The 12,440-nt window shown below is 43.3% G+C and carries 9 protein-coding genes and 1 tRNA gene; 4 read left to right on the top strand and 6 right to left on the bottom strand.

Annotated elements, in window-relative coordinates; all coding sequences use genetic code 11:
• Nucleotides 1-27 precede the first annotated feature (27 nt).
• The 4 genes from QQK21_RS21335 to typA form a co-directional block, all read right to left on the bottom strand.
• Nucleotides 28-855, bottom strand: coding sequence for an ATP-binding cassette domain-containing protein (locus tag QQK21_RS21335; RefSeq protein WP_284194191.1), 828 nt, complete (start codon nt 853-855; stop codon nt 28-30).
• Nucleotides 852-1,784, bottom strand: a complete 933-nt coding sequence (locus QQK21_RS21330; protein WP_284194190.1) for an ABC transporter ATP-binding protein — start codon at nt 1,782-1,784, stop codon at nt 852-854. Before QQK21_RS21330 ends, QQK21_RS21335 begins: the two co-directional genes overlap by 4 nt.
• A gap of 15 nt (nt 1,785-1,799) precedes the next feature.
• On the bottom strand, nt 1,800-3,476 hold the full coding sequence (locus QQK21_RS21325; protein WP_284194189.1) for a peptide ABC transporter substrate-binding protein: 1,677 nt from the start codon (nt 3,474-3,476) through the stop codon (nt 1,800-1,802).
• A 339-nt stretch (nt 3,477-3,815) separates the two neighbouring features.
• Entirely contained in the window at nt 3,816-5,645 is a 1,830-nt protein-coding gene (gene typA, locus QQK21_RS21320) for a translational GTPase TypA (RefSeq protein WP_284194188.1), read from the bottom strand.
• A 489-nt stretch (nt 5,646-6,134) separates the two neighbouring features.
• Here typA and glnA point away from each other — a divergent pair, with 489 nt between their 5' ends.
• The 4 genes from glnA to QQK21_RS21300 all read left to right on the top strand — a co-directional run bounded on the left by glnA (nt 6,135) and on the right by QQK21_RS21300 (nt 11,213).
• Entirely contained in the window at nt 6,135-7,544 is a 1,410-nt protein-coding gene (gene glnA / locus QQK21_RS21315; protein ID WP_284194187.1) for a glutamate--ammonia ligase, read from the top strand.
• Between the two features lie 192 nt (nt 7,545-7,736).
• Entirely contained in the window at nt 7,737-8,792 is a 1,056-nt protein-coding gene (gene glnL / locus QQK21_RS21310; RefSeq protein ID WP_284194186.1) for a nitrogen regulation protein NR(II), read from the top strand.
• Between the two features lie 28 nt (nt 8,793-8,820).
• Nucleotides 8,821-10,224 carry a nitrogen regulation protein NR(I) gene (gene glnG / locus QQK21_RS21305; RefSeq protein ID WP_284194185.1) on the top strand — a complete coding sequence of 468 codons (1,404 nt, stop codon included), beginning with the start codon at nt 8,821-8,823 and terminating at the stop codon, nt 10,222-10,224.
• 239 nt (nt 10,225-10,463) lie between these two features.
• Nucleotides 10,464-11,213, top strand: a complete 750-nt coding sequence (locus QQK21_RS21300) for a class I SAM-dependent methyltransferase (protein ID WP_284194184.1) — start codon at nt 10,464-10,466, stop codon at nt 11,211-11,213.
• Between the two features lie 20 nt (nt 11,214-11,233).
• Here the strand turns inward: QQK21_RS21300 and QQK21_RS21295 are convergent, their stop codons facing one another.
• A complete protein-coding gene (locus QQK21_RS21295; protein WP_284194183.1) occupies nt 11,234-11,944 on the bottom strand; it encodes an ester cyclase in 711 nt (236 codons plus the stop codon).
• A 286-nt stretch (nt 11,945-12,230) separates the two neighbouring features.
• Nucleotides 12,231-12,321, bottom strand: a tRNA-Ser gene (locus QQK21_RS21290).
• Nucleotides 12,322-12,440: the final 119 nt, after the last annotated feature.

Below are 12,440 nucleotides of genomic sequence, written 5' to 3'. Positions count from 1 at the left end.
CCCCTAATTGCGAATTGTTTGTTACTTTCATGCTGATTTTCTCTCTAACTGATTACGACGCCTGACTTTACCGATATCAGGCACAGCGTTGAGTAACTCTTGGCTGTATGGATGTTTAGGACAAGCAAAAAAGCTCGCTTTGTCCGCCTGTTCAACAATCTCACCATTTTTCATCACTATCACTTCATCCGCTAAGTGGTATACCACCGCCATATCGTGACTAATGAAGAAAAAAGCTATGCCATGCTCTTCTTGTAAGTCTTTAAATAGGTTCAAAATTTGTGACTGAACGGACACATCAAGCGCAGAAAGGGGCTCATCAGCAATAATTAGCTGAGGCTTTAACATCAAGGCTCGAGCAATCGCGATACGTTGCCTTTGTCCACCTGAAAATTCATGAGGATAACGGGTTAGAACATCCTCATGCATCCCAACCCATTCCAGCACTTCCAAAGCACGTTTTCGTTGAGACTCACGATTGCCGATACTGTTAACTTTCATGGGCTCAATCAAAGAGTCCAAAATGGGCATTCTTGGGTTAAGCGCAGAATATGGGTCTTGGAAAACCAACCCCATACTCTGGCGTATCGGTCTTTGCTGCTTTGAACTAAGGCGTGATACCTCACGACCAGCAATGTATATTTCACCAGAGGCCGGTGTATCCAACATGCTAATCATGCGCCCCAGAGTAGACTTGCCCGATCCAGACTCACCCACCACAGCCAAGGTTTTACCCGCTTCTAAACTAAGAGACACGTTTTTTGTCACATGCAGATATTTAGGCTTGCGCCCCAGCAAAGAGCCAGCCTCAAGCCGGTAGTATTTATTTAAGTTAGTCACTTTTAGTAGCGTCATGAGTACCCTCCAACAATTTGACCATTGCGCTGCTTCGCACGTTGGACGTAATGATCGAAAAGTTCAGGGCATCGATCGCGAAATGTATAATTCTCACCACGCTGTTCAAGAGGCGGAACACTGCCAGGAATGGCGGGTAAACGCTTAATATCCACACCAACACGAGGAATGGTATCAAGCAGCGCCTGTGTGTATGGGTGTTGAGGATTATCAAAAATATCGTTCACATCGGCTATCTCCACCACTTGTCCAGCGTACATCACCATGACACGGTCAGAAATTTGTGATACGACACCTAATGAATGACTGATAAACTGAATCGCGGTACCTGTGGTCTCTCTTAACTCTTCCAGCAAATCAAGAACTTGAGCCTGGACTGTCACATCCAGTGCTGTGGTTGGCTCATCAGCAATCAATACTTTAGGTTTGCAGGCAAGCGCCATGGCAATCATTACCCGTTGACGCATACCACCAGATAACTCATGAGGAAATGCTTTGGCTCTCCTTTCGGGGTAGGGAATATGTACTTGCCTTAGCATTTCTATCGCGCAGTTCATGGCTTCGGCTTTAGAGGTATTTTCGTGGACCAAAAACATTTCAGCGACTTGTTCACCCACCGTAACCACGGGGTTGAGTGCTGTCATCGGCTCTTGGAAAATCATACCTATACCTTCACCACGGATACGCTGATAGCGTTTCTCAGTCATACCAACTAGGTTTTCACCCGCAAATAGAATCTCACCCGACAGTGCCAGCTTTTTATCTAAAAGCCCCATTACTGCAAGTGAAGTCAGTGATTTTCCACAACCTGACTCACCCACTACGCCTAAAATCTCACCAGCATGAATTTGATAACTGATCTCTTTCACCGCAAGGTGTGGCCCCAAAGCCACACTCATATTACGAACGTCTAATACTACTTCACTCATAGACATACCAACCGCTTAATTGGCTCGAGCCCAGTTCTCAGCCCAGAAGCTCGAATAATATTGATGCCCTGTCGGTTCAACGCCAACAAGCCACTTGGGATAGATATAGCTCTCAGAGCGATAGAAAAGAGGTAAGGCTGGTAAATCCGTCGCATAAAGATTCTGCAAGCTCTTCCACAACGCCTTACGCTTTTCTGCATTGACTTCAGCTTCAATTTGGTCAATCAAACCGTCCATTTTCGCACTTGAGTAGCCCGCATAATTTTGCCCTGACCAACCATTCTCTTTGCTAGGGATATGTTCAGAGTGCAGTACTGTATTGGGTAAGCCTTCTGGTGAACTTGACCAAGCAAACATAGCCAAGCCCTTATGTTTGCGCTCATTAAGAGTCGTGCCAAAGTAAACCCGTGCAGGTTGGTTATTAATCACCACCTTGATGCCAACTTTCTTCCATTGGCCTTGAGCAAATTGCTGGACTAACTCACGAGTTTTATTGCCTGCGGTGGTCATAAATTCCAGCTCAAGTGGCTGACCATCTTTCGTCTGTACGCCATTGACGAGTTTGTATCCGGCTTCTTTGAGCAGCTGCTTAGCCTTTTCTGGATCATAGTTATAGAAAGGCGTATTAGGTTCATATGCAGAATCGAGAGGGTTGACGCTTGTCGTTGCTACAGGTTGCTTGCCCTGAAATAGCTTTTGCGTCAGCAGTTCGCGGTCAAGGCCGTAAAGTAGTGCCTGACGCACCCTAACATCGCTTAAATGCGGGTTATCTAGTTGGATATCCAAATGCTCATATAAAGCGGCTGGTCGAATATCTACATTAAATTTACTGCCATAGCGTTTATCAAACTGTAGTGCCTGATCTAACGTCAAACCTAGCTCACCCGGAATATAGTCAATATCACCAGAGAGCAGATTGGCCTGCAGGGCCTGCGTGTCTGTAATTGTCTTTACCGTAATTTGATCAAAATGGGGAGCTTTGCCTTTCCAATAAGGGTTAATGGCAAGCTTTATAAACTGACCTTGCTTGGCTTGCTCAATAATATAAGGTCCATTGTACAAACCAGGATGAGTTTGCTCAGTCACGTATTTGGTTTTAAGGTGATACTCTTTAGGATTCGCTTTAAAAATAGGCTCTTCAAGATGACGGGGAAGAACCTTAGGCCTTAGGCTAGAATTGTATTCGTACGTGATTCTATCGATGTACATATCAACCGTGTAGTCATCAATCACCTCCACCTTTTCAATTTGCCGCACCAGTGACAACTCAGGGTTGCCTTGAACCTCTGACGATGTGGCCACTTGATGCCAAAAAGCAAGATCTTGACTGGTAACGGGTGTACCGTCCCCCCAGAACAAATCTTTTTTCAGCCGAATGGTCATTTTTATCCCTTTCAGGCTTTCTCCTTGCTTGGCATTGGGGCGATCAATAATCGTTGCCAAGCCATTTTCAAAGGTAGGAACCTGCTCACACAAATAGCAGGTTAATTGCCAGTTTTGGTCAAAACCAATGGAGTCGCGCTGAGTAAAGCCACGGATATAAGTTTTAGCTACGGCACTATCTATGGCTGGGTGAAGGGTTGCTGGATATTGAGAGACACCTATGGTTAACGAATCTTCAGCTGAAATAACGGAGGTGCTAAATAGTGCTGCGCTGCAGAATGTCGCTAGCAGGGTTTTATTGAGTTTCATACGATCTCCATATCGACAAGTCGCATCTCAGAGCCTTAGTTATCGGAGAGTTAATGTCCTGAGATGCAGCTAATAAATTTGCGGTACGCAGCGCCAGAGCAAGCAAGTTGGATAAACATTATTTGAAGGTGGAACTTTGCCAATAAACCAGTATTTGCTTGTTCTGAGTACGATACGATCCATGTATACGAACAAACAATATGCATTAATTGCTTGAACAACTCAAGCATATGATATTTATTGCAAAAATATTTGAGTGAATGTCACTTATGGAATATGGATACAAAAAAGCCCCATGGACGATGTCCACAGGGCTCAATACTTGTAACTGAGTTTTAACTATTTGGCGCTGCGAGCTTCACGCTTACGTTCGCTTTCTGTCAAAAACTTCTTACGAATACGAATGCTTTCTGGTGTTACTTCGACTAGCTCATCATCATCAATAAACTCAAGTGCTTGCTCTAGCGTCATGATAATGGGTGGCGTAAGAACCTGAGCATCGTCAGTACCAGAAGCACGCACGTTGGTTAGCTGCTTGCCTTTCAGTGCATTGACCGTCAAATCGTTATCACGACTGTGAATACCAATCACCATACCTTCATAAACTTCTACACCATGACCGATAAACATACGTCCACGATCTTGTAGATTAAACAGTGCGTTCGTTAATGCTTTACCCGCAGCATTAGCAATCAATACACCATTGATACGTTGACCAATATTACCGCCTTTGTGCGGACCATAGTGATCAAAAGTATGATAAAGAAGACCAGAGCCAGACGTTAAGGTCATAAATTCAGTTTGGAAGCCAATCAAGCCACGCGATGGCATAACAAAGTCCATACGCACACGGCCTTTGCCATCTGGAGACATGTCTTTTAGCTCACCTTTACGCATGCCGATATTTTCCATGATACCGCCTTGATGCTCTTCCATCACATCAATGGTCACAGTTTCAAACGGTTCCATTAGCTGACCGTTTTCTTCCTTGATAATAACTTCAGGGCGAGAGACGGCAAGTTCAAAACCTTCGCGGCGCATGTTTTCGATCAAGATAGACAGATGAAGTTCGCCACGTCCAGATACGCGGAATTTATCTGGATCATCTGTAGGCTCAACACGCAGGGCCACATTGTGTACTAGCTCTTTTTCAAGACGCTCAAGGATATTACGTGAGGTAACAAATTTACCTTCTTTACCAGCAAACGGGGAAGTGTTTACTTGGAAGGTCATTGTCACAGTCGGCTCATCGACAGACAACGCAGGCAGGGCTTCGACTGCATTTTGTGCGCAAATAGTATCAGAAATCTTAAGCTCACCCAGACCAGTAATTGCAATGATATCACCAGCATTTGCTTGATCGACTTCATGACGATCGAGACCGAGATAGCCCATCACAGTGCCCACTTTACCGTTACGAGTCTTACCATCAGCACTGACAACTGTCACTTGTTGGTTTGGCTTCACACTACCCCTAGTAACACGTGCCACACCAATAACACCGACATAAGAGCTGTAGTCTAGCTGGGAAACTTGCATCTGAAGCGGCCCCTCTAAGTCTACCTGAGGTGCTGCGACTTCTTTGACGATAGTTTCAAATAAAGGCTGCATGTCTTCGCCAGTTTCGCCCTCTTCCAGAGATGCCCAACCGTTTAATGCCGAGGCATAAACCACTTTAAAATCGAGCTGCTCATCAGTTGCACCTAAGTTATCGAATAGATCAAACACTTGGTCCATTACCCAATCAGGTCGAGCCCCTGGACGGTCAATCTTGTTGATAACGACAATCGGCTTTAAGCCATGCGCGAATGCTTTTTGGGTAACAAAACGGGTTTGTGGCATAGGACCATCTACAGCATCAACGATCAGTAGAACTGAATCTACCATCGACATGATGCGTTCTACTTCACCACCAAAATCTGCGTGTCCTGGAGTATCAACGATATTAATACGGTACTCATTCCAGTTAATCGCAGTATTTTTCGCAAGAATAGTAATACCACGCTCTTTCTCGATATCGTTCGAGTCCATGACTCGCTCTTCAGCCTCACCGCGAGACTCTAATGTCCCCGATTGTTGCAGTAGTTTGTCAACCAGTGTGGTTTTACCGTGGTCAACGTGCGCGATAATCGCGATATTTCTTAAATTATCAATCTGTGGAGTAGCCATGGACTTTGATTCACTTATAAAAGAAGCAACCCTCCTAAATCGTACATTTAGCGAGCATTACTTATTTGATTAAAAAAACGACCGTAATGTACCAGATTCTAGCGAAAAACCCAGAAATATGTGATCTGATACATTAGTTTTCTTCGCAACCAATGCTAAAAAAATACCCATCCCTCTACCAATGCACCATTCCTCAATGACATCTGTAGTAATTATCACTGAAATGAAATAGGCTTTGATTTCTAGCTATTATAGGCCAGCATCACGCACCAAAGATGTGCAAACAATGTCCAAGTTGGTGCAAATGTTCGTACCATTATTGGACAAAAACAACTAAATACATGAATTTTAAGCATTATTTTTTTGGCATGAAATTAGCTTATATTAGAGTCTGCATCGATTAATACCGTTGAAATGAAATTAATCAATGCTGGATTTGTTCAATTAATCAAGCTAACACCGCTTTAATAACACTGGAGGTTATCCAAGATGTCAGTTGAAAACGTTCTGTCTCTTATCCAAGAAAACGAAGTTAAGTTTGTAGATCTACGCTTTACCGATACCAAAGGTAAGGAGCAGCACATCTCTATCCCATCTCACCAAATCGATGCAGACTTCTTCGAAGAAGGCAAAATGTTCGATGGCTCTTCGGTAGCTGGTTGGAAAGGAATTAACGAATCAGACATGGTGATGATGCCTGACGCTTCAACAGCGGTACTTGACCCGTTTACTGAAGATGCCACTCTCAACATTCGCTGTGACATTCTTGAGCCTGCAACTATGCAAGGCTACGACAGAGACCCTCGTTCAATTGCTAAGAGAGCAGAAGACTTCATGCGCTCAACTGGTATCGCAGACACAGTACTCGTCGGTCCTGAGCCTGAGTTCTTCCTGTTTGATGACGTAAAGTTCGCCACTGATATGTCTGGTTCGTTCTTTAAGATTGATGATGTAGAAGCAGCATGGAACACAGGTTCTGATTACGAAGAAGGCAACAAGGGCCATCGTCCAGGCGTAAAAGGTGGTTATTTCCCAGTGGCTCCTGTCGACTCATCACAAGACATCCGCTCTGCGATGTGTCTAATCATGGAAGAAATGGGGCTTGTGGTCGAGGCTCATCACCATGAAGTCGCAACGGCAGGGCAAAATGAAATTGCCACTCGCTTTAACACCCTAACTTCTAAAGCAGACGAAATCCAAATCTATAAATACGTGGTACATAATGTTGCTCATGCCTTTGGCAAAACAGCGACATTTATGCCTAAACCTCTGGTTGGCGACAACGGTAGTGGTATGCATGTTCACCAGTCTCTGGCAAAAGATGGTGTAAACTTGTTTGCTGGCGATAAGTATGGCGGCCTTTCTGAAACTGCACTCTACTATATTGGTGGTATCATCAAACACGCTCGCGCGATTAACGCGTTTGCTAACGCATCAACAAACTCATACAAACGCCTTGTACCTGGCTTTGAAGCGCCAGTTATGTTGGCTTATTCCGCTCGAAACCGAAGCGCTTCAATCCGTATTCCTGTGGTCCCTAGCCCTAAAGCTCGACGTATTGAAGTACGTTTTGGCGATCCTTCAGCAAACCCTTACCTATGTTTTGCTGCAATGCTTATGGCCGGTCTTGATGGGATTAAGAACAAGATCCACCCTGGCGAAGCCATGGACAAAGACCTGTACGACCTACCTGCTGAGGAAGCCGCAGAAATCCCAACTGTCGCATACTCTCTTAAGGATGCGCTAGATTCACTTGACCAAGATCGTGAATTCTTAACCACTGGCGGTGTATTCTCTGATGACTTTATTGACTCGTACATCTCGCTTAAGTCTCAAGACGTTGCCCAAGTAAACATGACCACGCACCCACTTGAGTTTGAACTTTACTACTCAGTGTAAGGTAAGGCTGGTTACAGCATCAAAAAGGCTCACGTATCTGTGAGCCTTTTTTCTATCAAGAGAGGTCTGTTACTCTTTAGCAAACCAATTAATGGAATTTTCACTTCGCCAGCCAGAGTAATTGGGTCATACTAACATTGCGCACCAAAGTGGTGCAAAATACCGTATTACTATCATGGATGAGGAAAGAGTGTGAATAGCGAACTCAATAGCATCATACTGAGTCATCAAACAACCGCAGTGGTGGTGGTTAATGAATCATTGCAAATCCACTATGCAAACTGCGCCGCTGAACAGCTCTTTGCTCAAAATGCCAAGCGCATTGCAGAGCAGAGCCTGACTTGTCTAATTCAAAATCCATCCACGGATATAAACTGGCTTGCACGTCCATTTCAAACCGGTCAAAGCATTACAGACAGCAATGTTACTCTCATTATTGAAGGCAAGCCTCTCATCCTAGAGGTGACAGCCAGCCCGATATCTTGGCAAAAGCAAATAATGTTATTGATTGAATTACGAGAGGTTGAACAGCAGCGTCGTTTATCACAAGAACTTAATCAGCACTCTCAGCAACAAGCTGCAAAATTACTGGTTAGAGGCCTGGCCCATGAGATAAAAAACCCGCTTGGAGGTCTGCGTGGAGCGGCTCAGCTGTTAGAACGTATGCTACCCGACCAATCTATGGTCGAATACACTCAAATCATTATTGAACAAGCAGACAGACTACGATTATTGGTTGATAGACTTCTGGGTCCACAAAAACCCGGTCAAAAACAAAATCAAAACTTACACCTTATCCTCGAAAAAGTGCGTCAGTTAGTCGACCTTGAGGTTGGATCTTGGGTCAATATTGAGCGAGATTATGACCCCAGCCTACCAGAGTTTTTGCTTGATGCAGACCAAATAGAACAAGCCTTGTTAAATATCGTCATTAACGCGGGTCAGATTTTAAAGCCCCAATCGGATGGCCACCTTATTATACGCACCAGAACAGTGCACCAAGTTAATATCCATGGCCAAAACTACAAATTAGTCGCAAAAATCGAGATTATCGACAACGGACCAGGCGTACCAGTGGAGCTGCAAGATACTCTATTCTACCCCATGGTTAGCGGTAGAGAAGGCGGCACCGGACTTGGGCTGTCTATCGCTCAAAACCTAATTGACCAGCACCAAGGAAAAATTGAACTAGAAAGTTGGCCTGGCCGCACAACATTTACTATCTACCTACCTATTTCGATGACATGAATGGCACAACTGAAAGGATAAACATTTTATGAGTAAAGGAAACGTGTGGGTCGTCGATGATGACAGTTCGATTCGCTGGGTATTAGAAAAAACCCTCGCCTCTGCCAATATCAACTGTGAAACCTTTTCTGAACCAGAGAGTGTCTTAGTTGCGCTACAACACGACACTCCTGACGCTTTAATCTCTGATATTCGAATGCCCGGCCTTAATGGGATGGAACTCCTACAGCGTGTGCACCAAAGTTATCCCAACCTGCCCGTCATCATTATGACGGCACATTCTGACCTTGATTCTGCTGTCAACGCGTATCAACAGGGAGCGTTTGACTATTTACCCAAACCATTTGATGTCGACGAAACCCTCAACTTGGTAGAAAGAGCAATCGCTCACTATCAAGAGCAAAAGCGAGAGCAAAATCTCAGCGAGCGAAACCTGACTAATACTCCAGAGATCATTGGTGAAGCACCTGCAATGCAAGAAGTCTTTCGTGCTATTGGCAAGCTTTCGCGTTCATCCATTTCTGTGCTCATCAACGGAGAATCAGGCACGGGTAAGGAGCTGGTTGCAAAAGCTCTCCACAAACACAGCCCAAGATCTTCCCAAGCCTTCATTGCTCTGAATATGGCGGCCATCCCCAAAGATCTTATTGAGTCTGAACTGTTTGGCCATGAAAAAGGGGCATTTACAGGCGCCAATACCGTACGTCAAGGTCGTTTTGAACAAGCAAATGGAGGAACATTATTTCTTGACGAAATAGGAGACATGCCGCTCGATATTCAAACTCGCTTGCTACGAGTGCTTGCTGATGGCCAATTTTACCGTGTCGGTGGGCACTCTCCAATCAAAGTTGACGTCCGTATTATCGCAGCGACACATCAAAATTTAGAAAATTTGGTCCAAAATGGTGAGTTTCGTGAAGACTTATTTCATCGACTGAACGTGATACGCGTGCACATTCCAGCACTGCGCGAACGAAAACAAGATATCGAAAAACTCGCCGCACACTTTTTATCCCTAGCAGCCAAGGAACTAGGTGTTGATGCCAAAACCCTTCATGCATCTACGGGTCAAACCCTAACTGAGCTCAACTGGCCTGGTAATGTCAGACAATTGGAAAATACATGCCGTTGGTTAACCGTTATGGCAAGTGGGGGGGAAATCTTACCATCAGACCTTCCACCTGAGCTCGTTACAAACGGCAACCACTATGGTGAACAAAGCAATGTAAACTGGCAAAACCCACTTGCTCTTTGGGCAAAACAATCGCTAATAGAAGGGGCAACTGAAATACTCAGCAACGCTCAACCTGAATTTGAACGCATCCTCTTAGAAGCAGCATTGGAACATACCAAAGGCCATAAACAAGACGCTGCCAAGGTTCTAGGCTGGGGTCGAAATACCCTAACGAGAAAACTTAAAGAACTTTACTAACCAAAAAAGCCCCATGAATGATTCCATGAGGCAAACCAATTGGCATAGGTAATAAATACAAGTACCTTGTGTTTTCTACTTTGTGAATTAACAAGGTATCTGTTGGATAAATTGTATCAAAATGAAAATGAACTCTAGCTTACTAATCGAACCGAAGAAGAGATAAACATTATTCTTCAGTATGTTACCATCCATTATTCAGAATCGTGTCGGCAAAAATGACCACTAGGAGTTCATAAATGACATTATTTCGTGACCCAGCGCACTATAGTGAAAATTCAATTGTACAGAAAAGTGAGGCGAACTACCTCATCGACAAATCAGGTATCGACTTCGCAAGTAAAAGGCTTCTCGACGTAGGAAGTGGAGATGGAAAAGTCTCTGATCTAATGAGCAATATGGGCGCAGAAGTCACGGGAATTGATATATCCGAGAGTATGATTAATTTTTCGACAAAAAAATATCCGAGTTGTCACTTTGTTCAAGGTGATGCCCAAGATTTGAGTAAGCACCAAAACAGCTATCACATCGTCACTAGCTTTAATTGCTTACACTGGGTTTCTGAGATAGAAAAAGCGCTGTACGGCATTAAAGCAATACTTGAAAAGGACGGAATATTTCTCGGTCTTATATACCCAAGGAGTGTTGGTCTATGGGATGCCGCCGATTGGTGTGAAGCTCTACCAGAGTACAGAGTATCCTCAAAGTCTTTTGTTAATCCTTATTGTTTCCACACTAAATTAGATATCGAAATGATGCTTACTCGCGTTGGGTTCACAAATATAAAAATATGGGAAGAAGAAAGACAAGCTGTATTTCAGACTAAGGAAGACTTCAAAGAATACGTGATGGGTTGGTTGCCTCACTACCATCATTACGGACAGAACTTTATTAAGCATTGGTTTAATAAATATATTGAATTAACAAATCAAATAACCCAAACAGAAATAATCATGGCATATAAAACTATCTTTTTTATCACCTCATAATTCGGCAAGTTACCCAAAAACTAGTCACATTTTGTGCATATTTTTTCTAAAGCGATGTTTATCAGAATTTCTAAAGTATTTGAAGAAAGAGCCCAATCAAAAACATCTCTACTCGAACTCAGGCCGATCAAAGGCAGCGTTCTCTCCACATGGGTTCTGAAGGTGTTATATTTTATGTTTAATTTTGATGATATCACCCTGCTATCGCACCTTAAACACAGTAAGGCTAAACAGTCAATCTGTCTCTGAGTAAGATTCAGATGAAGTAACTTATTCACAGTCAAGTACATATCGTCCCCGACTGTTTTTTTCGCTACATATGGATCGGGTGATATTTGTTCCATTACAGATGATACTTGTACATCAGCACAATATGCATGGATTCGTTGATCAAACATTACAAGAGTGGTTGTCCCGCAATAAAGAACAGGCTTACCTGTTGCAGCAACACCCAAAAACCTTCCCAGATGATCGCCTTTAACTTGCCACTCAATGCTGACCCTATCTTTCAATACTTTTAATGCTGTCTCTTTGTAGTCCAGATTAGGGAAACCTCTAAACCACATTGAAAAAGCATCAGACAGGTGCTGACCACCAACACTTTGCTTAACCGGCGATTTAACTAATACTTGAGGGATGAGAAAATCATCCAAATCTTGATGCTCACGTTCTTGCCATACATGTGACATGAAACTTCGTGCTAGCTTAGTCTTGGGATCTCTGTGATACATATTTCATCCAATTAAAATAAGGAAAAATATCAGGTTCAATTCCTGAAAAATTAAACCAAACAATAGCCCATTATTCGCATGCTAATTATTGTTTCATATGAAATTAAGAATAGAAAGCCTTTCCTAATAAATTATTAATTTTTTCAAAAAATTAACAACAGAGAGAGTTAAGTAAAGGTGATTTGAAATTAAGACTAATAACTCTTGTAGAGAAAAGGGAATACTATTAGCAACTTATGTAAAAATGAAACAAAAAGACCCCTGTATAAACAGGGGTCTTAATATGTGGCGGAGAGATAGGGATTTGAACCCTAGATACGCTATTAACGTATGCCGGTTTTCAAGACCGGTGCTTTCAACCACTCAGCCATCTCTCCATAATATATAATTGTTCTAAAGTCTTACTTTGATTTGCTTTAGTTCAATGTTGTTCAAAGCCTGGCGATGTCCTACTCTCACATGGGGAAACCCCACACTACCATCGGCGCTATTGCGT

The sequence above is a fragment of the Vibrio zhanjiangensis genome (assembly GCF_030161235.1).
Taxonomy (GTDB): domain Bacteria; phylum Pseudomonadota; class Gammaproteobacteria; order Enterobacterales; family Vibrionaceae; genus Vibrio; species Vibrio zhanjiangensis.
The sequence above is the reverse complement of the archived record's forward strand: the minus strand, read 5'-3'. Positions and strand labels throughout refer to the sequence as shown.